Origin of the sequence: Xenorhabdus griffiniae, from assembly GCF_015163655.1 — a bacterium.
GTDB lineage: Bacteria > Pseudomonadota > Gammaproteobacteria > Enterobacterales > Enterobacteriaceae > Xenorhabdus > Xenorhabdus griffiniae.
Genome location: NZ_JADEUF010000008.1, coordinates 29,862 through 54,667, shown reverse-complemented (window position 1 = coordinate 54,667; position 24,806 = coordinate 29,862). Strand labels below are relative to the sequence as shown.

Sequence of the window (24,806 nt, the reverse complement as noted above, 5' to 3'; positions counted from 1 at the left end):
CCTTCCTTATGCCCCGTTCATCCAAAATTTATCCCCGTGGCGCAACACCAGTTTGTTGCCGGCTCGTACCGTTTTAGTATGCTCCTGTGGATGGCACTTACCGCCCACGGTGCCGCTTTTGACGCCATTGGCCACGCCGGGCTGGTCACCCAGGGTGGTGGGAACAAAACTGTGGGCAAACACCACCACGGGGTTGCCATTGGCGCGCACGGTTTTCTCCGGGGCTGAGCTGTCGGCCAGTTTCGCTACGACTGGGTAGGGGATAGGCGGCGTAGAAGCACCCATCGGGGTTTTGCACACATCCGGCAGCATGCCGACAATCATCCAGGTGCCCGCAGTACGGGCCATGTAGTTATCAGCCATCAAATTTTTCCTCTTCCCGTGGCGCCAGTTTCAGTAACGGCGCATCCGGGGTCATTTCAAAGCGGGCTTCCGCTACCCGTACCGGCAGGTCAGTGCCGAAGTGCAGCCGATGGGTCAGGTGGACGGTCATCGTATCGCTGTCAATCAGCAGGGTATCGAGGCGCATCGGCACGGGCAGTAACACGCCGTTGTGCATCCGCAGCAGCAGGAAAGGGCGGTGCGTGGGTAATGGCAGGGTCGCGTGCTGTGGCAGTATGCCGCTCAGGTGGATCGTCAGGCCGGGTGCGGGCCAGTCAATCTGCTGATCCACCGGTGCTCCGTTCCAGTAGCCGAAATCAAAATCGTTCGGCAGGTAAGGATGGCGATGTGCCAGCCATTCATCATCGTAAGTGCCCGCCAGGGTGCGGCGGGGCAACCATGGTCGCCCGATAAAGCCCATGCCTTGTGGCTGCGCAGAGGGAGCATCAGCCGGCAGAGTGCCCGCGAGCAGGGCGGCAAAGTGTGCCGCTGTGAACGGAGCGTTTGGCTGGGTGAGGCGCGGTGCCGGCCAGCGGGTGATGGCGTGGACCCGGGCATACCACGGGGTGATAAAGCCCCGCCCGAGTGGATTTTGCTCACAGACAGCGTGAGCCAGCGGGGCATTAGCCTCCCCGTCCGGGTGCTGGCGGCGTTGCTCCGGTGTCAGCCGTTCGGCTTCGTGCAGGTGCTGAGCAGCGGTTTCATCGGCTGAAATTTTGCACTCCCCGCCAAAGGCGTAGCGGTAATCGAGCGGGAGATGGCGGCAAGGTGCGGGCGCAGTCAGTTGCCACTCACCGTTATCCCGGCGGATAAATTCCCGTTCGCCGCACACCAGCAGAGTTTTGTCGAGCAGCACATGGCCTTGCGCATCCGTCAGGCGCAGGCTGACCGGCCATTCCGGGCACGGGATACTGTTCGGTGCATGGGCGGTGCCGGTGAGGATAATGTCACAATGTGGCTTGAACGGGGCTAAATCACTTTCTTGTTTCACAGACGAGCGGTTCAGGCTGCCGAAATACTCGTCCTGCAGGCACAGGGGCGGAGACGGCAGCAGCTCAGCGGTGTAGTGTCCGTGATCGGTGTGCTGCCACTGGTAGCCGGTCTTCATTACTACCACATGGTGCTCCACATCCTCTACATCGAGCATCGAATAGTTCATGACCGCAAACGGGGTCAGGTTACGAAATTCCATCTCAGGGTGTCCTTTTAGTTCAGATCGATATCTTTACCGGTGATTTGTACCGCGCCGCTGGCGTCAAATTTGAACTCACTGCCCTGTATCGTGATTTTGCCGGTACTGTCCATGCGCAGGACACTCGCGCCGCAGCGCAGCTCAATCACCTCCCCGGCCGTGATGGCAAGGGTATTGCCGACGTTAACCTGCTTGTGCGTCCCGACCGTGATAATGTAATCCTTGCCGGTGGTGAGTTTGCGTACCTCGCCCACGATTTCTGCGCTGTTAAGGGTGACAGTTTCTTCTTTATTCTCATTGACCTTAATGGCCTGGTTTTTCTCCACGGTTTCGGTGTGGTTGGCGAGTACATGGGTATCGCGGTTGTTGAGTACCTTGGTGTACATGTCCTTCTGGGCGTGCAATGCCAGCCGTTCACTGCCTTTCGCATCCTCAAACAGCAGCTCATTGTAACCCTCGCCTTTGTGGGTTTTGGAGCGGAAGGCCATCTGGGTTTTGCTGCCCGGCAGTGCGCCCGGCGGGAGGTTGCTGGCATGGTAGGTGCGGCCGGTGATGATGGGCTGATCCGGATCGCCGTGCAGAAAATCCACCACCACTTCCTGGCCGATACGCGGAATGGCCAGCATGCCCCAGCCCTGACCGGCCCACGGCTGGCTGACACGTATCCAGCAGGAGCTTTGGTCATCGCTCTTGCCGTAACGATCCCACGGGAATTGCAGACGCACGCGGCCGTACTGGTCACAGAAGATTTCTTCCCCAGCCGGGCCGACTACTTTGGCAATTTGCGGGCCATCAATCACCGGTTTGGGTAACGGTGCCGGGCGCCAGTTCTGGTTCTGGCGGATGAAGTAGAAATGGCTGTTTAGCGTGGTGCCAGAACCTGAACTGACGGTTTCCAGTGCCTGCGGCTGGCTGCCGCTGTGGCGGGTGGAGATGGTTTGCCATGACTGGTTCAGGTCTTCCCGGGGATGGTTATCGAGCATGAACAATTTACCGGGTTGCAGGGCAATCGCATTGCCATGACCTTCTCCGGTCACGGCGTCGCTGCGTAGTGCCTCCAGTCGGTAGCGGGTGAATGCCTTGCCGTGCGCCTCGTCTTTGAAGCGGCCCGGATAATCGTAGTGTTCGTAGTACAGCTGTTGCAGGTTTTCGTCCCGTATTTTTTGGTGAAATTCTGCCGGCCAGGCGGGATTCTTGAAGGTGTAGTCCTTAAGCTGCACCTGAGCCGGGCGCACCTGTGCGCTATGGGTCAGGCTGCTGACCGCCGGTTCCCCCAGCGTACTGCTTTCACCGGGTTGATAAGGCAAGCGTATACCCGGCTGTACCGAGCCGCAGTCATCGGCGAACACCAGCGTATTACGCCCGTTGCTGCATTCGAAGAAGTAGAAAATACCTTCTTCTGCGGTCAGCCGTTGCAGGAAATTGAAGTCACTTTCCTGATATTGCACGCAGAATTCGCGCTCTGGGTGTGGGTGGCGCAGGTTGAATACCACGTCGCGGATGCTGTGCTCCTTGAGGATTTTGGTAATAATGCCGGCAATATTGAGTTGCTGGAAAATGCGCGAGTTCTGCCGCAGGGTAGTGCGCCACAGGTCGGGGCGGATGCTCATCCGGTAGGTGGTCTGGTGTAAGCCAGTGTTGCCCTGCTCAAAGCGGGTGACGATGCCGGTGATGCTGCGTTGTTCAACACCATTGAGCAGGATAGTGAGTGTTGCCGTGCGATCCAGCACCAGTGGAAAATCAATGGCGGCGTCAGCACTGGCCAGCCCCACTTCCAGGGTAAAGGGGTGTGAAAAGTGTTCGGTCAGGCTGAAGTCGGTGACGACAAAGGTCTGTGCCGGCAAGGTGCCCGCAGTCAGGGTAAACAGCAGGCCGCTAGGGTCGGCCCCGCCACCGCCCAGCCCCAGTTTCTGGCCCAGTTGTTGCAGGATCTTTCCTGCCCCCAGATTACCCGCAGCTGCTTTAGCGGCCAACCCCGGCGCGCCAAGTGCCTTACTGGCCCCGCCGGCAAAACCACCGCCGCTGGTCAGGCTGCCGGTACTGAAACCACCGAGTGCTTTGCTGGCCCCGCCGGCAAAACCCCCACCACTGATCAGGCTGCCGGTACTGAGACCGCCAAGTGCTTTGCCCGTTCCGCCCGTCAATCCGACCTTGCTGGCAATTCCACTCACAGAATCGCGCACAGCGGCAGCTTTGCTCGCCCCATCCGGTAATCCAACTTTGCCAGTTATTCCTGTTACGGAACGGAGGAGATCGCTGGCGTTACCGCTCGCATCCGCTAACAGCGTTTTAGCCTGTTTGGTTATTGCTTCCTGTCCCTGTTCTAATCGCGTCTTTCCTTCCTGCAATATTGTGAGGGGCTTTTTTTCTTTCTCTGACACTGTCTGTCTCCCTGAAGTCATGCCGATGGAATATAAAATGGCAATGGGGCTTAACAGGGACATCGTCATATTCGGCAGGCAAGGCACGCTTATTCAGCGCACCTATTTTTCTCGTCTGACAATAAACTGAAAATAGAGGGTTTCCTGTTTTGAATAAGGCAAAAATGTCCGGTTAAGCCAGAATAAATTGTTCCATTCGTGATAAAAAATCTGCCGAAAATAATAAGGAGTGGAAAATTAAAAACCAAATAAAATCAAGTGGAGGAAAAAAGGCGCGTTGTCCAATCACAGTGTAAAAAGTTAAAAACATTGCCGTTGGAAAATAAATTTTCGTCAGATTCACTCTGGTGAGTGCATCATACTGAGTGATTTTGTGCCAAAATTGAGGTTTTTTTTATAACAGAATGAATTACAAATAAAAAAATAGTTTTGATCTTTATAACACCCATGATCATTTCTATTTTGTGAACTTATTCACAAAAAGGTTATCTTGGAGAAAATCAAATTTTTTGGCGAATTCAGCAGCGAAGTGCAACCCAATCCCGAATGTCAAAAGGCCGGTTTCTGTTGTGCTTTAATAAATTCAGGCACTTTAATAAAGGAATAAAATGACTTTAATTACATAGGTTTTCATAATACTGAGAGTATCAGATGCTGGCGTTCCTTACCCCGCGCTCCGCGCGGGGTAAGGAATACTCCTATCATTTTGAAACGCTATTTAAAGTTGTCTTTATGAAACGAGAATCGCCCCCAAAATTTACCGATAGCTTTAAGAAACGCCGTCAATCTGGTTGTTGAACAGGGTCATACCGTCCCGCAGGCGGCTGATGCCTACTCGACAGAGATGATTTCCCCCATAGAATATGAAATGGCCTTCGTAAAAATGTCCGATTCTTCTTGAGCAGAACAGGTTATGTTGATTTTGCTATAGTGACAAACTTCACAAGAAGAGTAAAAACCTGCAATTTTGTGTGCTAAAAAACATTTTTTCAAAATGAAATTATTTATATTTGAACTAATAAATATTATTATTTGCCACATATTATTTCGAACTATTCGGAATATCGTTAACCATCTTAAAGCCATATAAAGGGAATTTATGAAAAGACGTATTTTGACACTCACCGCAGTTGCCGCAGCCTTAGTTTCTGCTTCAGCTAATGCGGAATACCAGTGGGGGTTTGGCAATGTCAGCATGAACTACCTTGACTGGAGCAAACATACTACTCATAAAACCGGACAAACCTCACACAAGGATGATTTTGCTTATTTAGAATTGGAAGGTGGAGCAGGATTTAGCTGGGGCGAACTCTATGGTTTCGCTGATTTAGAGAATCCTTTTAACAGTAAAACAGCCCAACCGGGTGACAACCAACGTTATACTTTCAAGACAACTGGCCGTTTCTATCTGGGTGATACAGGTTTCAACCTTTATGGTCATGTTTATGGAACCTATTCATTACCAGGCAAAGCAAACGGTGGAAACTTCCATGAAGTTAATACACTTTATGGATTAGGCTATAATGCGAATATTGCTGGCCTGTGGTTCAAGCCTTTTGTCGCACTGCATTATGTTGACCAAACTTTCTATTCAGGCAATAACGGTTATGTCGTAGGCTGGGTTGCAGGATACGATTTCAACCTTTGGGAACAAAAATTCAGTGTCACAAACTGGAATGAAATTGAATTGAACCGCAATGAACGCTACGGTAACGGCGGACGTGAAGGCATTAATGGCGCGGTTGCATTATGGTGGACTCCACATCCTTCTTTTACCACTGGGGTTCAGTACCGCTATGCGGATAACAAACTGGGAGAAGATTTCTTGCAGGATGGTATTGTTTACAGTGTAAAATATAACTTCTAATAATTAATTTAATCGGTGAGTAGCCTGATGCTACTCACTGAAACCAATAAATAATAGTTATCTCATCAATAAAAAAGCCTATTTTGGGGTTTTTTCTTTGATTTTTATCAAGAATTTTTCTTGTAAAATAAACAGTTATTTGAAATTAATTGTCTATTTTGATTTTTTAGTTAAAATAACTAACCGAAATTAACGTTTTGTTAAATTTAGAATCACATGTGATCCCTCTAACATAAAAAGCCCACAAGCCAACCTGCTTCTATTACAATTGTTTACACTCCGGTAACCTTACCGTAGAATGCCCGCACTGATGAAACGACAATAAAGCTTTTGTTATCTGGGGTCGCTCAATGAGACTTATGAAATACAAAAAAACTATTGGGTTATCGTCATTACTCGCAGCCACCTTAATGCTAAGTGGTTGTGATATGGTATTGATGAATCCCAAAGGGGCGATCGGCGTCGAACAAAAAACGCTGATACTGACAGCGTTTGGTTTGATGCTGATCGTTGTTATACCGGCTATTGTAATGGCAGTCATTTTTGCCTTACGTTACCGGGAAGCCAATAAATCTGCAACTTATCGTCCAAACTGGGCACACTCAAATAAAATTGAGCTTGTCGTTTGGACTGTGCCTATCCTGATTATCATCACTTTGGCGACGATTACATGGAAAACAACACATGCACTCGATCCCTATAAGCCATTGGACAGTGATGTAAAACCGGTGACGATTGAAGTTATTTCCCTTGACTGGAAATGGCTGTTCATCTATCCGGAACAGGGTATCGCAACTGTAAACGAAATCGTATTCCCGAAAGATGTTCCAGTTAACTTCAAAATCACCTCAGACTCTGTGATGAACTCTTTCTTCATCCCACAGTTGGGTGGTCAGATTTATGCAATGGCGGGTATGCAGACAAAATTGCACCTGATTGCTAACTCAGCAGGAAAATACGATGGATTCTCAGCAAGTTACAGTGGTCATGGCTTCTCAGGCATGAAATTCACTGCAACCGCGACGGATGATCGTGCAGGTTTTGAAGAGTGGGTGCAGAAAGTGAAAGCTTCACCGAAAACCCTGGATACCGTACAAGCATTCAATGAGTTGGCTAAACCTAGCCAAAACAATCCCGTTGAATACTTCTCAAGCGTGAAACCAAAACTGTTCCAAGAGACTATCGCCAAATTCATGGGTGACATGGGCCATGGTGGTATGCATGGTATGGCTGCTCACGGCAAAACAGAACATGGTGAAGCTGCGGGTCATAATATGAATATGAGTCAGTCGGCTCATTCAGGTGTTGAGGAATAAAGGCATGTGGGGAAAATTAACACTGGATGCGGTCCCATTACATGAACCCATTATTGTGGTGACATTACTTGGGATCTTGCTTGGGGGACTGGCAGTTGTTGGTTCCTTGACTTATTTCCGTAAATGGAAATGGCTTTGGAGTGAATGGTTAACCAGCGTTGACCATAAAAAAATTGGTGTCATGTACATCATCGTTGCCATGGTGATGATGCTCCGTGGTTTCGCTGACGCCATCATGATGCGTGGACAGCAAGCCCTAGCTTCCGCTGGTGAAGCCGGTTTTCTGCCCCCACACCATTATGATCAGATCTTTACCGCTCACGGCGTTATCATGATCTTCTTTATGGCAACGCCTTTCGTCGTCGGTCTGATGAACGTTGTTGTTCCTCTGCAAATCGGCGCACGCGACGTTGCATTCCCATTCTTGAACTCCTTGAGTTTCTGGTTATTTGTTGTTGGTGTCGCACTAATCAATATCTCTCTGGGTGTAGGTGAATTTGCACAAACCGGCTGGTTGGCATATCCGCCTCTCTCCGGTCTGGAGTACAACCCAGGGGTCGGTGTTGACTACTGGATATGGAGTCTTCAGCTCTCTGGTATCGGTACATTGCTGACCGGTGTTAACTTCTTTGTGACCATCCTGCGTATGCGTGCACCAGGTATGTCCATGATGAAAATGCCAGTCTTCACTTGGACTGCACTGTGCACTAACATCCTTATTATTGCTGCGTTCCCAATCCTGACAGTAACCATCGCGTTGCTAACCCTGGATCGCTATCTGGGCACCCATTTCTTTACCAACGATATGGGCGGCAACATGATGATGTACATCAACCTGATCTGGGCTTGGGGCCACCCTGAAGTTTACATTCTGGTTCTACCTGTCTTCGGTGTTTTCTCCGAAGTCACTGCAACCTTCTCGAAAAAACGCCTGTTTGGTTATACCTCATTGGTATGGGCGACAATCGTTATTACTATCCTGTCGTTCATTGTCTGGTTGCACCACTTCTTTACCATGGGTTCTGGCGCGAACGTCAACGCCTTCTTTGGTATCGCCACGATGATTATCTCCATCCCAACTGGGGTTAAGATCTTCAACTGGCTGTTCACTATGTACCGTGGTCGTATTGAATTCAAAACCCCAATGCTGTGGACAGTTGGCTTCTTGGTGACCTTCTCCATTGGTGGTATGACGGGTGTTCTGCTAGCCGTACCAGGTGCAAACTTCGTTCTGCATAACAGTCTGTTCCTGATCGCTCACTTCCATAACGTTATCATCGGCGGTGTGGTATTCGGCTGTTTCGCTGGTACTACTTACTGGTTCCCGAAAGCATTTGGTTTCACGCTGAATGAAAAATGGGGTGTCCGTGCGTTCTGGTTCTGGATCACAGGTTTCTTCGTTGCCTTCATGCCGCTGTATGCGTTGGGTTTCATGGGCATGACTCGTCGTCTGAGCCAGGATATCAACCCTGAATTCCATCCTTTGCTGGTGGTTGCCGCAGGTGGTGTTGTGCTTATCGCTCTTGGTATTCTGTGTCAGGTTATCCAGTTCTACGTCAGTATCCGTGACCGTGAACAGAACCGTGATCTGACCGGTGATCCATGGGGTGGCCGTACTCTGGAATGGTCAATTTCATCTCCACCTCCGTTCTATAACTTTGCGGAAGTTCCACACATTCAGACTCGTGACGCATGGTGGGATGTTAAAGAAAAAGGCACTGAATATAAGCGTCCGGCGAAATATGAAGAGATTCATATGCCTAAAAATACCGGCGCAGGTGTGATCATCAGTGCTTTCTGTCTGACCTTAGGCTTTGCTTTGATCTGGCATATCTGGTGGATGGCTATTGCAAGCTTCGCTGGCATCATCATCAGTTGCATCGTGAAAAGCTTTGACGAAGACGTTGATTATTACGTTCCTGTAGCTGAAATCGAGAAAGTTGAAAATCAGCGTTATGAAGATCTGAGAAAGGCAGGTGTGAAATAATGTCGACTCAAACCCTTAACAACACAGCCGCCCATGAAGCTCATGGGCACCACGATACAGGAGCCAACAAGGTATTTGGTTTCTGGGTCTACCTGATGAGTGACTTGATCCTGTTTGCAAGTCTGTTCGCTACCTATGCCGTGTTAGTTAACGGCACGGCGGGTGGCCCAACGGGTAAAGATATTTTTGAACTGCCATTTGTACTGGTAGAAACCTTCTTGCTGCTATTTAGTAGTATCACCTATGGTTTCGCCATGCTGGGCATGAACAAAGGTAAAACGGGTCAGGTTAATTTGTGGCTATTCATTACCTTCCTGTTTGGCCTTGGTTTCGTTTCAATGGAAGTTTATGAATTCCATAAACTGATCTCAGAAGGCTTTGGCCCTGACCGTAGCGCGTTCCTGTCTGCCTTCTTCGCACTGGTTGCTACTCACGGTCTGCACGTAACCGTCGGTCTTCTTTGGATCATTATCATGATGGTTCAAGTTTCACGCCGCGGCCTGACTGATGTAAATCGTATGCGTCTGAACTGCCTGAGCTTGTTCTGGCACTTCCTTGACGTTGTCTGGATCTGTGTATTCACTGTCGTTTATCTGATGGGAGCTATGTAATGAGTCATCCAAATACTTCTCATTCCGGCGCAAGCCACGGTAGCTTCAAAACCTATCTAATTGGTTTTGTTCTGTCAGTCATACTGACCGTGATCCCATTCTGGATGGTGATGGATGGCACTGCCTCACACAGCACAATTCTGGTGACAGTAGTCGCTATGGCTGTTATTCAGATTTTTGTTCATTTCATCTGCTTCCTGCACATGAATACATCATCTGAAGAGCGTTGGAACCTCGTTGCCTTAATATTCACATTACTGGTCATCGCTATCGTTGTTGTTGGCTCCCTGTGGATTATGTACAACCTGAACATCAATATGATGGTTGATTAAGGGTTGATTTGAATGATTAAGCAATACCTGCAAGTGACCAAACCAGGAATTATTTTCGGAAATCTAATTTCTGCGATTGGTGGTTTTCTACTCGCTTCCAAGGGCGTAATAGATTACCCCTTGTTCTTTGCAACGATGGTCGGGGTATCGCTGGTGGTAGCATCAGGTTGTGTATTCAACAACTATATCGACCGCGATATTGACCGTATCATGGAAAGAACGAAAGAAAGAGTCCTTGTGAAAGGGCTTATCGATCCGAAAATCAGCCTGATTTACGCCTCAGTGTTAGGTATTGTTGGCATCGTGCTGCTTTATATAGCAGCCAATGTCTTAGCAATGCAGTTAGCTCTCATCGGGTTTATCGTTTATGTTGGGGTTTATAGCCTCTACATGAAAAGAAAATCTGTTTATGGCACGCTGGTTGGTAGCTTGTCAGGCGCAGCACCTCCCGTGATTGGTTACTGTGCAGTAACAGGGCATTTTGATACAGGCGCGTTGATCTTATTGCTGATCTTCAGCCTGTGGCAAATGCCCCACTCTTATGCCATTGCTATTTTTCGGTTCAAAGATTATCAAGCGGCCAACATCCCAGTATTACCTGTGATTAAAGGTATTTCCGTCGCGAAAAACCACATCACTCTGTATATTCTGGCCTTTATGGTTGCCACTTTGATGCTGACTATCAGTGGTTATGCGGGGTATAAATACCTTATCGTCGCTGCTGCAGTAAGCCTCTGGTGGTTGGGTATGGCATTATCAGGTTATAAAACCTCTAATGACCGTATTTGGGCCCGTAAGTTATTTCTGTTTTCTATCGTTGCCATCATGTCATTAAGCGTCATGATGTCTGTAGATTCAACTGCATCGCCAGAAAACCTACTGACTTACGTCTGGTAATATTTAGATGGCAGGCTAAACCCTGCCATCTTTTTCCTTTCTTTTATCTCTATTCAATGACAACTTATTCGGTTACAAACACTTCTTTTTTGTTTGCTCCCACTTAATTGAAATGTCATACCAGATTTTTTGAGGTATCCATGAACGATAATAAAATGACTCCGCTTGAACTTCGGGCAACATGGGGCTTAGGTTCTGTTTTCTCCCTGCGCATGTTAGGCATGTTCATGGTTCTGCCAGTTCTAACGACCTATGGTTTAGCGTTACATGATGCGACTGAAGCACTTATCGGAATTGCCATTGGCATCTACGGCTTAACACAGGCAATATTCCAGATCCCATTTGGGCTTCTTTCAGACAAAATTGGCAGAAAACCTTTAATCATCGGCGGACTACTCATTTTTGCATTAGGCAGTGTTATTGCCGCCTTAAGCGACTCTATTTGGGGTATTATTATCGGGCGAGCCTTGCAAGGTATGGGAGCAATATCTGCCGCTATTATGGCATTACTTTCAGACCTGACTCGTGAGCAGAATCGAACAAAAGCAATGGCATTTATCGGCATTAGCTTTGGCATCACATTCGCTTTTGCAATTGTCGTCGGTCCTATTATCACCCACCAAATTGGTTTAAATGGCCTATTTGGAGCGATTGCAATCTTGGCTTGCTGCGGAATATTTATCACCTTGTTTGCTGTACCAAATACACACAAGCATTTATTAAATCGTGAATCAGGTATCGCGCGCGGCAGCTTCAAACGTGTGCTTTTCGATCCCCAACTCATCAAACTCAATTTTGGTATTCTCTGCCTGCATACCTTATTGATGTCGAGCTTTGTTGCCCTTCCCCTTATTATGGAAAAAGTGGGTTTTCCTCCACAACAACATTGGAAAGTGTATTTAATTACCACACTTATCTCTTTTGTCGCCGTTTTGCCTTTCATTATTTACGCAGAAGCAAAACGTCGCATGAAACAGGTATTTTTGCTGTGTATAGCTATGCTATTCATCGCTGAAGCTGTTTTATGGTCTCAGGGATCGCATCTTTGGGGGATCTTTGCAGGCATTCAAATTTTCTTCCTTGCATTTAATATCATGGAAGCAATCTTGCCTTCACTCATCAGTAAAGAAGCACCTGCGGGTTACAAAGGCACTGCTATGGGCGTTTACTCGACCAGTCAATTCCTTGGCGTTGCATTAGGCGGCTTCCTTGGGGGAATACTTTACGAATGGCAAGGCGCATCACTCGTCTTTATGGGAGGCATCGCGCTGACCGCACTCTGGTTTATTATCAGCCTGACCTTACAGCAACCTCCCTATGTCAGCAGCATCAGGCTTATTTTGCCAGAACAACTAAGCAATGCTGAGATTTTGGAGAAAAAGATATTAGCGCAAGCGGGTGTAAAAGATGTTGTCATTGCACCAGAAGAACTCAGTGCATATATCAAAGTTGACACTAAGCTAACCAATCGCAAGCAGTTAGAACAACTTGTCTTATCCCATAAATAGCCTGGGTATTTATAACAAGTACGGTGTTACCAGACACCGTACTATGATTAATTATTCACTCTTATACCAATCTCACTTCAAGATGCGTGTGATTTCTCCCCGCGAAGCGGGGAGAAATCAGGTTTCATATCGTGTTGTAAATTGCAACTTGAAGTTTAATGCGTATAGTGATAACGACGGAAATTAATCGCGGAAATTAGTAAACTGGAAAGGCTGCCCTAATTCTGCACCACGAACCAATGCCATAACACTTTGCAAATCATCGCGCGCCTTACCGGTTACCCGCACTTGCTCACCCTGAATTTGGGCCTGTACCTTCAGCTTACTGTCTTTAATCAGCTTCACGATCTTTTTCGCTAACGGCGTATCGATACCTTGCAACAAGGTTGCTTCTACACTATACGTTTTACCGCTATGAACCATATTTTCAGGAATATTAATTACAGAACCATCAATTCCGCGTTTGGCGAACTTTTCACGCAGAATATCGACGAGTTGGTTCACCTGAAAATCAGATTCGCTGGCAATTTTGATCGATTCATTCTTTTCGTTTAATTCAAAACTCGCAGGAACGTTACGAAAATCCCAACGATTGCTTAACTCACGCTGTGCGTTTTCTACTGCATTACGCACTTCTTGCATATCAACTTCAGAAACAATATCAAATGATGGCATTACCCGTCACCTCCAGCTAATCAATAAATCGGCATGATAACCGCTTTCCATTATTGGCAAAAGCTCTATACTCGGAAGCCCTACGCTCTTTTTGCAATTATCCTATTTCCAGATCAGGAAGAAATATGAAAATAACCGTTCTTGGCTGTGGTGCTATAGGTAAACTGTGGCTTGCTGCTTTATCACAACAGAATCATAGTGTTCAGGGATGGCTAAGGGTTCCACAGTCTGTTATTTCCGTCCAGATCGAAAACTTTAATGGTCAGGCTTTTAATCAACAATTTCCGGCCAACGACGAAAAACATCTTGCTGAAAGCAAGTTACTCCTCGTCTGTCTAAAAGCGTGGCAAGTTTCTGACGCAATCAATCACCTTGCTGACAAACTGTCTCCTCATTGCCCCATCCTGTTATTGCATAATGGAATGGGAACCCAGGAAGAATTCGCGCCTCTGCCCAACCCCATTTTACTTGGCGTCACTACGCATGGAGCTTATCGAAAAAATGGCATTGTGCACCATAAATCACAGGGGATAACTCACATTGGTGCCATAACAGCTAATGCCACCAAACTCAGCAATCTGGCTGATGTTTTACACAGCGCCCTGCCCGATGTAGCATGGCACAATGAAATACATGCTATCAGTTGGATGAAACTTGCTGTCAACTGTGTCATTAATCCCCTCTCCGTCATCTATGACTGTAAGAATGGTGACTTACGACATCACCAGGCACAAATTCAGGCATTATGTGGCGAAATTTACCAGGTTATGAAACATGACAATATTCATACAGCCAAACAAACATTGATTGATTATGTCATGAACGTCATTGAACAAACCGCTGAAAATTATTCATCCATGCTGCAAGATATACGGGCACAGCGACATACAGAAATAGACTACATCACCGGTTTTTTAATGCGTCGAGCCCGTGTTCACGGTGTACCAATTACAGAAAATATTTCTGTTTATCAATATATTAAACGCAAGGAGGAAGAATATGAGCGTCTCAGCCCTTATTTGTCTCGCCCACGGTAGTGAAGAAACCGAAGCTGTCACGACAATTGATTTACTTGTTCGGGCAGGCGTTAAGGTTACCGTAGCCAGTACGGAATCCGATGGTTCCCTCACCTTAACCTGCTCACGCGGTGTCAAAATCCTTGCTGATGCTCCCTTGGTTAATGTCGTTGACGAAGATTTTGACGCCATCATTCTGCCGGGGGGCATAAAAGGTGCAGAATGTTTTCGTGACAGCTTACTAGTAGTAGAAAAAATTCGAACCGCCCAAAGTCAGGGAAAAATCATTGCGGCAATCTGTGCTTCTCCAGCGATCGTATTGGAATATCATCAACTTTTCCCTGTCGGCAATATGACTGGCTATCCCAGTATGCAGGATAAGATTGCACCAGAAAAATGGATTGATAAGCGGGTTTATTTTGACGAAAGGGTTAATTTACTGACCAGCCAAGGGCCTGCTACTGCTTTTGACTTCGCCTTGAAACTGATTGAATTGTTGAAAGGAAAAGAAAAAGCCGCAGAAGTTGCTGCACAACTTATCTTACCCCCCGGCATTAATAATTACCAAAACATCCAGTAATTACCCCATCCTATAAAGAGGGAAGAAGATACAACATAGGCTGCCTATCGGAATCAATTCCATAAGCAGCCTTGTGCTTTCAGAATAAATTAAGGCCGATACACCTTCACATTACCGAAACCTTGTTCACGCAGATAAAGCGCCTGTAAACGGCTCATCACACCACGCTCACAATAAAGCAGATAAGTTTTTTCTTTCGGCAGATCCCCAAACTGGGTGCCCAGTTTATAGAAAGGCAATGATTGAATTTCAATACCCTCTATATTTAACGGACGGTTATCCTGCTCATCAGGAGAACGGATATCCAATAACACATCATTAGAGGAAAATGCAGATACCATTTCCACTTCCACCACTTGCTCACTGGATTGCTCTGCTATTTGGCGGATATCCAGATTCTGGGCTTCACTAACCACACGTTCTAAGATCTCGAAGTCAAAATTGCTTTCTTCTGCTTCAATTTTGGCTTTAACGGCTTTCACTGTTGGACTTTTTGAGATAACCCCACAAAATTCCGGCATAGTGCGGGCAAAATCTTCGGTGCCAATCTGACGGGCTAGCTTAATAATGTGTTCTTTATCATGGGAAATCAGAGGACGTAGGATCAACGTATCTGAAACATTGTCAATCAACCTTAAGTTAGTCAAAGTCTGGCTAGACACCTGCCCCAGAGCCTCACCGGTTACAATCGCCTGTACTCCATAGCGTTCTGCAACCCTGGAAGCCGCTCTGACCATCATTCTTTTCAGCACAACCCCCATCTGCCCGTCATCAACTTTTTCCAGAATTTCAGCCACGACAGGTTCAAAATTGACAGCAACGAAACGGACTTTATGCGAACTGCCAAATCGGTTCCACAAATAATGGGCAACCTGCTTTACGCCAATTTCATGGGCTGCACCACCGAGATTAAAGAAACAGTAGTGCACACGGCAGCCACGACGCATCAGCATATAGCTGGAAACACCGGAATCAAATCCACCGGAAATCAATGACAGAACATCTTCCTGCGTACCGATAGGAAAGCCGCCAATCCCTTCATGACGGGCTTTAACCAGAATCAGCTTATCCTGATCAATTTCCAGATTCACGGTGACATCAGGTTTGGTCAATTTCACCTTGGCTGATTCAATATGCTGGTTCAAGCCGCCACCAACATAGCGTTCAACTTCATTGGATGTAAAACTGTGTTTACCACGGCGCTTTACGCGAACACAAAATGTTTTACCCTGCAGTAAATGACAGTAAGTTTCGTAGGTTTGTTCAAAGATATGATGCAGATCACGAAAATCTCGTTCTTCTACTTGCAGGATATGGTGAATACCTGGAATACGTGTCAGTGCGTCACAAATTTCCGCACCGAGGTTATCATCTTTAACCCGAACTTCGATATTATCCCAATGGCGAACCACAGCAATGCCTTCTCCGAAGGTTTTCAACACATTGCGGATATTGCTGGCAAGAATTTTAATAAAGCGCAACCGGACGGTCTGGCTCTTAATCGTAATTTCTGGGAATAATTTAATGATAAACTTCATAATAAGATATAGTAGTCATTCAATGTTGAACTATCATCAACAACATCAATGATTGTTCTTAAGTGTTCAGTTGGATAGGGCGCAGAGTATAACACCATCTGGCTTATCACCTGTAAAAAATCGACTGCAAAAACCGACTATAAAAAAATAGTGGTAACACATGATTTATTTTTCTCGGTGTAGTAGGGTACTCAGCAATTCTGTCACGAACTTGCTTTGCTGTAATTCGTTAAATAACCATATGTTAAGTCATTATGCCTAAAGCAAATCAAACATCAGCAACCGAACAAATGCCAGCATTCGAAACCTCTCTTAAAGAGTTAGAGGAAATTGTTATTCGGCTGGAATCCGGGGAACTCCCATTAGAAGATGCGTTGAATGAATTTGAACGTGGTATTCAACTTGCAAGACAAGGACAGAAAACGCTTCAACAGGCGGAGCAACGAGTGCAAATTTTACTAAACCATGATGCACAATCGCCTCTTGATGAATTTTCGTCCGACGCTGAGTAAATTTATGTCTGAACAATATAAGGCTCTTTTTGAAGAGCAATCTTTTGAAGAAAGGCTGAGTGCTTGTCAGCAACACATTAATGCCAAACTGATGGCAATATTTTCTTCATTGCCCTTTTTAAACAGCCCATTAGGTACAGCAATGCAATATGGTGCTGTACTGGGTGGAAAACGGCTACGTCCATTTTTAGTTTACAGCGTGGGAGAAATATTTGGCCTCCCTAAAACGAGTCTTGATGCCGCAGCCATCGCGATAGAGTGCATTCATGCCTATTCATTGATCCACGATGATTTACCCGCAATGGATAACGACGATTTACGTCGTGGGCAGCCTACTTGTCATATCAAATTTGGTGAAAGTCAGGCTATTTTAGCCGGTGATGCCTTACAATCTCTGGCTTTTGAGATCCTGGCAAAACAGGATATGCCCAATGTGACCTTATCTGATCGCCTTGCTATGATCGCTGAACTGGCAAGTGCCAGTGGCTTTGCCGGCATGTGTGGTGGACAATCACTGGATTTGGAAGCTGAAGGTAAGCAGATCGATCTTGCTTCACTGGAACAGATCCACCAACATAAAACAGGCGCATTAATACGTTCAGCCGTCCGATTGGGCGCTTATAGTGCGGGACAACGTGGCCGCGAAGTGCTGCCTTTGCTGGAGCAATATGCCCAAGCCATCGGCCTGGCATTTCAGGTACATGACGATATTTTGGATGTCATTGGCAATACTGAAGTTATTGGTAAGCGTCAGGGCAATGATCAACAACTCGGTAAAAATACTTACCCCGCATTATTGGGTTTAGAGCAAGCCCAACAAAAAGCCAGAGATCTGTATGAAGAAGCACTCGCCGCCCTTACAGAGCTGGAAAAACGGTCATATAACACTGCAACCTTGAAGAAATTGGCTGGTTTTATCATTGAGAGAAACAGCTAAAAAAACCGGTAAAGCGCCTTACGGGGTGAACCCAGAAATTACACACTGATAATAACAGGGTTCTTAATATTCAACTTCTAACGGATATAGCATTTTACACAGGCATAGCATGAGCATTGATATAGCGAAATATCCAACATTGGCATTGGCTGAAACTCCAGAAGAGCTTCGCCTGCTACCCAAAGAAACCTTGCCAAAGTTATGCGATGAACTGCGTCAATTTTTGCTGAACAGTGTCAGCCGCTCCAGTGGTCACTTTGCTTCCGGCCTTGGCGCTATCGAATTAACCGTCGCACTTCACTATGTTTATAAAACTCCTTTTGACAATTTAGTCTGGGATGTTGGTCATCAGGCCTACCCACACAAAATTTTAACTGGACGTCGTGATCGCATTAATACCATTCGGCAAAAAAATGGCCTTCACCCCTTCCCCTGGCGAGAAGAAAGTGAGTACGACACTTTATGCGTCGGCCATTCATCCACATCAATCAGCGCTGGCTTAGGTATGGCTATTGCTGCCGAACACGAAGGCAAAGGCCGCAAAACGGTATGCGTCATTGGGGATGGCGCCATTACTGCGGGCATGGCTTTTGAAGCGATGAACCATGCCGGCGATATCGATCCCGACATGCTGGTTATTCTCAATGACAATGAAATGTCTATCTCTGAAAATGTGGGAGCATTGAATAACCATCTGGCACAGATTCTGTCAGGCAAACTGTATACAACCCTGCGTGAAGGCGGCAAAAAAGTTTTTTCCAACCTGCCGCCTATCAAAGAGTTGTTGAAAAAAACGGAAGAACATCTGAAAGGCATGGTTGTTCCCGGAACGCTGTTTGAAGAACTTGGGTTCAACTATATCGGGCCTGTTGATGGTCATGACGTACTGGCGCTAACCCAAACTTTGAAAAACATGCGCGACCTGAAAGGGCCACAATTCCTGCATATCATGACTAAAAAAGGCCGTGGTTATGCACCAGCGGAAAAAGATCCTATCAGCTGGCATGCTGTCCCCAAATTTGATCCTTCAACGGGTTCTTTGCCGAAAAGTGCAGAGACTCGCCCGACATTTTCCAAGATCTTCGGTGACTGGCTGTGCGAAGAAGCCGCGCATGATAAAAAACTGATGGCGATTACCCCTGCCATGCGGGAAGGTTCCGGTATGGTGCGCTTTTCCCGCGAATATCCTGAACAATATTTTGATGTCGCGATTGCCGAGCAGCATTCTGTCACTTTTGCCGCAGGTCTGGCTATTGGCGGCTACAAACCTATCGTTGCCATTTATTCGACCTTCCTGCAACGCGCTTATGATCAGGTGATCCACGATGTCGCCATCCAAAACTTACCTGTCTTGTTCGCTATCGACCGTGGCGGCATTGTCGGTGCAGATGGTCAAACCCATCAAGGTGCTTTTGATCTTTCTTTCCTGCGCTGCATCCCGAATATGGTAATTATGGCACCCAGCGATGAAAACGAATGCCGCCAGATGCTGCATACTGGCTATCATTATCAAGCAGGCCCTGCTGCTGTTCGTTATCCTCGCGGTACAGGGACAGGTGCTGAACTCCAGCCTTTGGAAACATTGCCAATCGGCAAGGGCGTCATCCGTCGTCAAGGAGAGCGCGTTGCGATCCTTAACTTTGGCACATTATTAGACTATGCGCTGCAAGCGGCTGAAAATCTGAATGCAACTGTTGTGGATATGCGTTTCGTCAAACCGCTGGATAAAGAGCTGGTGCAGGAAATGGCAGCCAGCCACGAGTTGCTGGTGACTTTGGAAGAAAATGCCATCATGGGTGGTGCAGGCAGTGGTGTTAACGAATTAGTGATGCAGAAAAAATTGTCAGTTCCTGTATTAAATCTGGGGTTACCCGATAACTTTATACCACAAGGAACACAACAAGAGCTTCATGCTGATTTAGGGCTGGATGCGGCAGGTATTCAAAATAATATCGAAAAATATCTGGCTGAATAATCGCTAATAAATAATGGGTGAATGTTTTTATTAAATATTCATCCATTTTAATTTCTATACGAATTAAACTTCAAGTTGCAATTTACAACGTTATATGAAACGTGATTTCTCCCCGCTTCGCGGGAAAAATCACATGTATCTTGAAATTAGATTGGTATATTTCAATTCTTATCTCCCTTAATATTCCCCATTACCAATATATTATTTTTTATCAACTCATCTTTTATAATTTCAGAAAGCGACCATTAATATTTGATATAAATAGTGTTTCAAAATGATATTCTCAGTATTATGAAAACCTATTTATCAATAGCCAAAGATTATTTCCTATATCTCAAATTAAGCATATCAATTTGACTCAATACAAATACTGTGATACCCATGCTATTTAAATGGTTATTTTCTTTGCTTACGATAGCAATAAAAAATAAAAAGTAATAAAAAACATCAAATAAGACTAATAAATATTAAGGAATAATGATGGATAATATCAATACCATATCTAATTCACAACAACGCCTTTATGACTTTAATGAAAACTGGACTGATTGGCGTTGGCAACAAAAAAACGCATTACGTGATGAAAAATCTTTACGTATCGCCTGTGGTGGATGGAGTGAGGAAATAACTCAACGTATTCAGCAAAATTTGCAAGGCCAAAAAATACAAATAACTCCCTATTATCTCCGCCGGATATTAGCCACCAACCAATCAGGCGATATCACGACAAACCCACTTTGGCGACAAGTGGTTCCATTTTGGCGTGAAGAGCAGTCCAATGGCTATGATGGGGAATCTGAAAATTGGGAACTTAATAATGAAATGAAAACTCCCATCTGCCAGCATAAATATGACAATCGGGTGATCTTGCGCATGGTTAATGCCTGTAACTCCTACTGTCAATTTTGCTTTGAAGCTCTAAGAACATTGAAAGTTGATTCAGGTAAATCAAACGCTGGCCGAACTTCCTTCCAACAATCCCTTGAATACATCAAAAATACCCCCTCTGTGGAAGAGGTCATTCTGAGCGGTGGCGATCCCTTGATGCTGACAGATAACAAATTGGATGAATCGCTGTCTGCTATCAGAGAAATCAGAGAAGACCTGTTAATCCGCGTTCATTCCAGGGCTCTGACATTCAATCCCTACCGTATTACCAATGCGTTAATCGAAACACTGAAAAAACACCGTGTTAACGCCTTTGGTGTCCATATCTGTCATCCACTTGAGTTAAGTGAAGAATTTCAGTCTGCCGTGCGCCGCATCCAGAGTGTCGTACCGATTGTTTTTTCCAATATGCCCTTCCTACGCGGCATCAATGACAAAGAAGAAATCCTCCATAAACTGTTTATCGATTTATATCGCATAGGGATTAAACCTTACTATCTCTACCATTTTATGCCTTTCTCTCCCGGCTCCTCAGAATACAAAGCCTCAATCCATGATGCCATTGCTATCATGAGTAAACTCAAGCGTCGAGTTTCCAATATCGCTTTACCGGAATATGTTCTGCCACATATGAAAGGCAAATTCACCGTGCCTTTATTCACTAATCCGGAAGAAATACCTTATTTTGAATCCATAAACGGCAAACGTTATTACCGATTTATCAACTGGCAACAAGAACAATGTGAATGGCTAGATAATTAATTTACTTATTATTTTCAGCGAATGATAAAACCTATTTATTTCAAGGATGCCAAATGAAACCAAATGCGATTTTGTTTGTTGATATCGATGATGCCCAAATTCCGCGCTATAAATATCGTGAAGCCCATTTCACTGCAGCAAAAAAAATGGGAATGAGTTGCCTAACGGCAGCGCTGAAAGGACGCCAGCACACAGAGCGTCTTTATATAGATAGCGATGATGTTTTTTACTTAGAGTCACTGACACAAGATGCCTTACAGGATCTTGTCGCCATTTTGCAACAAACCTATAGATTACGAGGTATTTTGTGTTATGCAGGCCATGCGTCTACTTACGGCCAAGTTGGCTGCATTGTTGCAGAAGTTTGTCGCAATATTGGCTTGCCAAATACGTCTGCTTCTGCGATTGCAACCTGTAACAACAAGTTCTTAATGCGCCAGGCACTACAAAAATATGGCGTCAGATCAATACACCATGCCTTGTGCCATACCGAAGAGGAACTCTATTCACAAGCTAAAATAATTGGTTATCCCTTAATTGCAAAACCTCCATTTGGGGCAGCTTCAGTCTTCATCAAAAAATGCCGTGATTGGTCTGAACTTAAAGCACATTATCACGCATTTACAACCCACTATGACCACTCGATTTATATCGATTTTATGGGAAATAAACAGGAGTGTTTCACTTTAGCGGGTGAGAAACATATCAACATACCGGGCAAAAGCCTGCTATTGGAAGAGTACCTTGATGGCGTGGAAGGCACTGTCGAATGTGTTATCAGCCAGAACAAAATACATCCGGTGCTGATCAATGAAAAATTGATCCTGACAGAAAAAGAAAACACCGTACTGGAAAACTTGCTGATTTGTCCCCCTGTATCATTTTCTCCTGTTGAGCAGGAACAGATTAGGGACTATGCCAGAGCCTGCATACAAGCCGTTGGATTGAACTATGCCATTGCTCATCTTGAATTTCGTATGACCAAAGATGGCCCGATAGTGATTGAAATTAATCCACGCCTTGGTGGACTCTTTGTAAATTCATCCTTCCGTGATATCGCAGGGCTCGATCCATACCAGCTATATCTCTCCATTCTCTTGCAGGGACAAGACATTGATACACAGATAAGCCTCGCCCAACAACGGGCTACAGCGGCTAAACAGCATTATTCGATGTTAGCTATGTACCCAGACAAGAGCGGGCACTTTCGGGGTATTAAAAACATCGAACACATGAAAAACCATCCAAACGTGATCGAGTGTATTTCCCAACCCACTGATTACTATATCAACGCAGAAACTGAAGAACATTACTTGCTCAGGTGCTGGGCAAAAGTAGACGATGCGTCCGATGCCTACTCATTACACCAGGAAATGTTAGAACACGTTTATCCCATTATTAACCCAACACCAAAAAGTAGTCAGGATATGCAAATTGCAAATATATCGGCACGTTTGATGAATGAGCACTATTGCCATATTCCACATTTCAGTGAACTTATTTCCCGTGATTCAGAAGAAATAAAAACCTTTAAAGATTATTGGAATGAATTGGTTTTAGATCAAAATTTTAAAGACTATACCCATAGGGAAAGACGTATCCTGCGCTATTATTACCACCCTGATGAAGAGAATCCACTTCAACTAAATCGGGACAATGAATATCATTCATCCGTTACCTATGACATTGAGTACAAAAAAGGTTCCAATCAACTCAGCTATGTTAAAGAAACCTTTATTACTCATCCCATCATGCAGCATATCCTTGCAACAGATATAGCGATTTTAGGTGACCAATTAACGAAAAAGCATCACTATGCGATTGATATTCACCAATTTCGGGTAAAAGCGCAAGCCGGTAAAGACAGTCCGACAACCTCCGGGATTCATCAGGATGGTCAGCATTGGATTTTTATGCACTTTATCCAAAGCCACAATACAGAGCCGGTGATTTCCGAAGTTCACGCAACCGCCCATGAAGCTCCGCCCTTGCTACACACCGCAATGGAGCATTTTCTTGAAACACTCGCAATAAATGATAAACGACTTTATCATCGGGCAAGCAGTGTTCGACAAGTATCTTCTACAAATGCAGCATTTCGAGATCTATTGCTGGTAACTTTCCGACAATTGCCTAAATAATAAGTGAGCGAATAATCATGCCAAGCCAGGAAAATAGTTTGGGTTTGCGTTGTTCTAGCCTTAATGCCTTATTGATCGTCAGTGCTCGGTTCGTCTCCGATTTTGGTGCATTCCTGAATATGGTGGCCCTCTCCACTTATGTTTATCTGCTCAGTAATAGCGTCATGCACGTCAGTATTTTTCTTGCCTGTCGTGTTGCTGGCGGTATCATTGCCAGCTTGATCGGAACCCCTTTTTTCAGACGATTTACAGGCAGATGGCCGCTGGTTTTTTTTGATCTGGTACGTGTCATTTTACTGTCCCTATTATTGTTGATCCCCGCATCACAGCAGCTACTGATCTTACCGGTGATCGCCTTCGGCATTGGCTTAGGTAATTCAATGTTTGCTATCGGATTAAACAGTCAACTGCCATATTGGGTTCATGCTTCCCAACGTATATCAACTAATTCCTGGCTTACCTCTGTCGCTGCCACAGGAGCCGTATTTGGCAGCCTTGTATCGGGACTTTTGGTCGCAAGTAGTGGTTATGAAATAGTATTTACCGTCAATATCATGACTTATCTGCTGGCGGCGATCCTGATTATGCCCCTTCGTTTTCTCTCCTTGCCAGAGCTGAAAATATCAAGAGAACTGGGTAACGAGTGGCGTGAATTGCGCCACGGGTTGCGCGGTGCGCCCATGCTGGCAGGTATGCTATTTCTCAGTCTGGCAGATACATTGGGTAGCGCTGCCCATAACGTCGGTTTTCCCATCATTTCAAAACTGCTTACCCCCGATAACGCCAGTACCACGATGGGATTACTGCTGGCAACATGGGCGATAGGAAAGTTCGGAGGCGCGCGATTGGCTAGTTACCGGCTGCGTAGCCGCAATCTGTTGAAGATGGAGAAACTATTCTTTATCGGTGTCGCTCTGATGTCGACTGGGTTTATCCTCACTTTCCAACAAAGCAGTGTATTCTGGCTACTGCTATTCGCAATCTGGGCAGGAATAGGTGACGGGATCGCGGAAGTGAGCCTAATATCACGGGCACAAAGTGAACCGGAAAATTTACGTTTGCCAATTTTCAGTTTACTGACTCTGTTACAAATGACGGGCTTTGGGATAGGAATGTTGCTGGTCGCCCCTTTCTATGTCTGGCTACCACCTTCCATTGTCATTCTAATATTTCACGGCTTGCCACTGACGGTATTAGTAATGGTCTTGTTGTGGGTACGGCGTTTTACTACAAGCAAAATATAACTATTGCAAATTACATAATCAGTATTTTTTAAAAGCACAATAGTTATATACGCATTAAACTTCAAG

General features: G+C 45.6%; 20 protein-coding genes. 15 read left to right on the top strand and 5 right to left on the bottom strand.

Annotated elements, in window-relative coordinates; all coding sequences use genetic code 11:
• Positions 1–6: 6 nt before the first annotated feature.
• Genes IQ211_RS03040 through IQ211_RS03030 form a run of 3 tightly spaced genes read right to left on the bottom strand, consistent with a single transcriptional unit; the run spans position 7 to position 3,504 of the window.
• Positions 7–363, bottom strand: coding sequence for a DUF4150 domain-containing protein (locus IQ211_RS03040; protein ID WP_189758917.1), 357 nt, complete (start codon positions 361–363; stop codon positions 7–9).
• The gene (locus IQ211_RS03035; protein ID WP_189758916.1) at positions 356–1,573 is read right to left on the bottom strand and encodes a DUF2169 family type VI secretion system accessory protein; all 1,218 of its coding nucleotides are present in this window, start codon (positions 1,571–1,573) and stop codon (positions 356–358) included. The genes IQ211_RS03040 and IQ211_RS03035 overlap by 8 nt, the downstream gene beginning before the upstream one ends.
• Positions 1,574–1,587: 14 nt before the next feature.
• Entirely contained in the window at positions 1,588–3,504 is a 1,917-nt protein-coding gene (locus IQ211_RS03030) for a type VI secretion system Vgr family protein (protein ID WP_282885651.1), read from the bottom strand.
• A gap of 1,549 nt (positions 3,505–5,053) precedes the next feature.
• On the opposite strand from IQ211_RS03030, the gene IQ211_RS03025 reads away from it, so the two are divergent.
• The 7 genes from IQ211_RS03025 to IQ211_RS02995 all read left to right on the top strand — a co-directional run bounded on the left by IQ211_RS03025 (position 5,054) and on the right by IQ211_RS02995 (position 12,472).
• Entirely contained in the window at positions 5,054–5,821 is a 768-nt protein-coding gene (locus IQ211_RS03025; protein WP_189758915.1) for a nucleoside-specific channel-forming Tsx family protein, read from the top strand.
• Positions 5,822–6,171: 350 nt separating this feature from the next.
• Positions 6,172–7,137, top strand: a complete 966-nt coding sequence (gene cyoA, locus IQ211_RS03020; protein WP_189758914.1) for a cytochrome o ubiquinol oxidase subunit II — start codon at positions 6,172–6,174, stop codon at positions 7,135–7,137.
• 4 nt (positions 7,138–7,141) lie between these two features.
• Complete coding sequence (gene cyoB / locus IQ211_RS03015) at positions 7,142–9,124, top strand: cytochrome o ubiquinol oxidase subunit I (RefSeq protein ID WP_189758913.1); 1,983 nt, start codon at positions 7,142–7,144, stop codon at positions 9,122–9,124.
• Positions 9,124–9,735, top strand: a complete 612-nt coding sequence (locus tag IQ211_RS03010) for a cytochrome o ubiquinol oxidase subunit III (RefSeq protein WP_189758912.1) — start codon at positions 9,124–9,126, stop codon at positions 9,733–9,735. The genes cyoB and IQ211_RS03010 overlap by 1 nt, the downstream gene beginning before the upstream one ends.
• A complete protein-coding gene (locus tag IQ211_RS03005) occupies positions 9,735–10,067 on the top strand; it encodes a cytochrome o ubiquinol oxidase subunit IV (RefSeq protein WP_189758911.1) in 333 nt (110 codons plus the stop codon). Before IQ211_RS03010 ends, IQ211_RS03005 begins: the two co-directional genes overlap by 1 nt.
• 12 nt (positions 10,068–10,079) lie before the next feature.
• Positions 10,080–10,964, top strand: coding sequence for a heme o synthase (gene cyoE, locus IQ211_RS03000; RefSeq protein WP_189758910.1), 885 nt, complete (start codon positions 10,080–10,082; stop codon positions 10,962–10,964).
• Positions 10,965–11,104: 140 nt separating this feature from the next.
• Positions 11,105–12,472 (top strand): MFS transporter, encoded by a 1,368-nt coding sequence (locus IQ211_RS02995; protein WP_189758909.1) that lies wholly within the window; start codon positions 11,105–11,107, stop codon positions 12,470–12,472.
• Positions 12,473–12,655: 183 nt separating this feature from the next.
• Here the strand turns inward: IQ211_RS02995 and IQ211_RS02990 are convergent, their stop codons facing one another.
• Entirely contained in the window at positions 12,656–13,147 is a 492-nt protein-coding gene (locus tag IQ211_RS02990; RefSeq protein ID WP_189758908.1) for a YajQ family cyclic di-GMP-binding protein, read from the bottom strand.
• A 125-nt stretch (positions 13,148–13,272) separates the two neighbouring features.
• On the opposite strand from IQ211_RS02990, the gene panE reads away from it, so the two are divergent.
• Positions 13,273–14,184, top strand: coding sequence for a 2-dehydropantoate 2-reductase (panE, locus tag IQ211_RS02985; protein WP_189758907.1), 912 nt, complete (start codon positions 13,273–13,275; stop codon positions 14,182–14,184).
• Positions 14,147–14,743, top strand: a complete 597-nt coding sequence (gene yajL, locus IQ211_RS02980) for a protein deglycase YajL (protein WP_189758906.1) — start codon at positions 14,147–14,149, stop codon at positions 14,741–14,743. Before panE ends, yajL begins: the two co-directional genes overlap by 38 nt.
• An 89-nt stretch (positions 14,744–14,832) precedes the next feature.
• Here the strand turns inward: yajL and thiI are convergent, their stop codons facing one another.
• Complete coding sequence (thiI, locus tag IQ211_RS02975; protein WP_189758905.1) at positions 14,833–16,281, bottom strand: tRNA uracil 4-sulfurtransferase ThiI; 1,449 nt, start codon at positions 16,279–16,281, stop codon at positions 14,833–14,835.
• Positions 16,282–16,535: 254 nt separating this feature from the next.
• Between thiI and xseB the strand changes: the two genes are divergently transcribed.
• From xseB to IQ211_RS02940, 6 genes are all read left to right on the top strand, one after another.
• Complete coding sequence (xseB, locus tag IQ211_RS02970; protein WP_189758904.1) at positions 16,536–16,793, top strand: exodeoxyribonuclease VII small subunit; 258 nt, start codon at positions 16,536–16,538, stop codon at positions 16,791–16,793.
• Between the two features lie 4 nt (positions 16,794–16,797).
• Positions 16,798–17,730, top strand: a complete 933-nt coding sequence (gene ispA, locus IQ211_RS02965) for a (2E,6E)-farnesyl diphosphate synthase (RefSeq protein WP_189758903.1) — start codon at positions 16,798–16,800, stop codon at positions 17,728–17,730.
• Positions 17,731–17,839: 109 nt separating this feature from the next.
• Positions 17,840–19,705: a 1-deoxy-D-xylulose-5-phosphate synthase gene (gene dxs, locus IQ211_RS02960; protein ID WP_189758902.1), complete on the top strand. Its 1,866-nt coding sequence runs from the start codon at positions 17,840–17,842 to the stop codon at positions 19,703–19,705.
• A gap of 480 nt (positions 19,706–20,185) precedes the next feature.
• Positions 20,186–21,355, top strand: a complete 1,170-nt coding sequence (locus tag IQ211_RS02955; protein ID WP_189758901.1) for a KamA family radical SAM protein — start codon at positions 20,186–20,188, stop codon at positions 21,353–21,355.
• Positions 21,356–21,408: 53 nt separating this feature from the next.
• Positions 21,409–23,496, top strand: a complete 2,088-nt coding sequence (locus IQ211_RS02950) for a 2OG-Fe dioxygenase family protein (protein WP_223281627.1) — start codon at positions 21,409–21,411, stop codon at positions 23,494–23,496.
• Positions 23,497–23,513: 17 nt separating this feature from the next.
• On the top strand, positions 23,514–24,740 hold the full coding sequence (locus tag IQ211_RS02940; RefSeq protein WP_189758900.1) for an MFS transporter: 1,227 nt from the start codon (positions 23,514–23,516) through the stop codon (positions 24,738–24,740).
• Positions 24,741–24,806 lie beyond the last annotated feature (66 nt).

Coding starts and splice junctions, on each gene's coding strand:
- IQ211_RS03040 (WP_189758917.1), bottom strand. CDS start 363: ATGGCTGATAACTACATGGCCCGTACTGCGGGCACCTGGATGATTGTC.
- IQ211_RS03035 (WP_189758916.1), bottom strand. CDS start 1,573: ATGGAATTTCGTAACCTGACCCCGTTTGCGGTCATGAACTATTCGATG.
- IQ211_RS03025 (WP_189758915.1), top strand. CDS start 5,054: ATGAAAAGACGTATTTTGACACTCACCGCAGTTGCCGCAGCCTTAGTT.
- cyoA (WP_189758914.1), top strand. CDS start 6,172: ATGAGACTTATGAAATACAAAAAAACTATTGGGTTATCGTCATTACTC.
- cyoB (WP_189758913.1), top strand. CDS start 7,142: ATGTGGGGAAAATTAACACTGGATGCGGTCCCATTACATGAACCCATT.
- IQ211_RS03010 (WP_189758912.1), top strand. CDS start 9,124: ATGTCGACTCAAACCCTTAACAACACAGCCGCCCATGAAGCTCATGGG.
- IQ211_RS03005 (WP_189758911.1), top strand. CDS start 9,735: ATGAGTCATCCAAATACTTCTCATTCCGGCGCAAGCCACGGTAGCTTC.
- cyoE (WP_189758910.1), top strand. CDS start 10,080: ATGATTAAGCAATACCTGCAAGTGACCAAACCAGGAATTATTTTCGGA.
- IQ211_RS02995 (WP_189758909.1), top strand. CDS start 11,105: ATGAACGATAATAAAATGACTCCGCTTGAACTTCGGGCAACATGGGGC.
- IQ211_RS02990 (WP_189758908.1), bottom strand. CDS start 13,147: ATGCCATCATTTGATATTGTTTCTGAAGTTGATATGCAAGAAGTGCGT.
- panE (WP_189758907.1), top strand. CDS start 13,273: ATGAAAATAACCGTTCTTGGCTGTGGTGCTATAGGTAAACTGTGGCTT.
- yajL (WP_189758906.1), top strand. CDS start 14,147: ATGAGCGTCTCAGCCCTTATTTGTCTCGCCCACGGTAGTGAAGAAACC.
- thiI (WP_189758905.1), bottom strand. CDS start 16,281: ATGAAGTTTATCATTAAATTATTCCCAGAAATTACGATTAAGAGCCAG.
- xseB (WP_189758904.1), top strand. CDS start 16,536: ATGCCTAAAGCAAATCAAACATCAGCAACCGAACAAATGCCAGCATTC.
- ispA (WP_189758903.1), top strand. CDS start 16,798: ATGTCTGAACAATATAAGGCTCTTTTTGAAGAGCAATCTTTTGAAGAA.
- dxs (WP_189758902.1), top strand. CDS start 17,840: ATGAGCATTGATATAGCGAAATATCCAACATTGGCATTGGCTGAAACT.
- IQ211_RS02955 (WP_189758901.1), top strand. CDS start 20,186: ATGGATAATATCAATACCATATCTAATTCACAACAACGCCTTTATGAC.
- IQ211_RS02950 (WP_223281627.1), top strand. CDS start 21,409: ATGAAACCAAATGCGATTTTGTTTGTTGATATCGATGATGCCCAAATT.
- IQ211_RS02940 (WP_189758900.1), top strand. CDS start 23,514: ATGCCAAGCCAGGAAAATAGTTTGGGTTTGCGTTGTTCTAGCCTTAAT.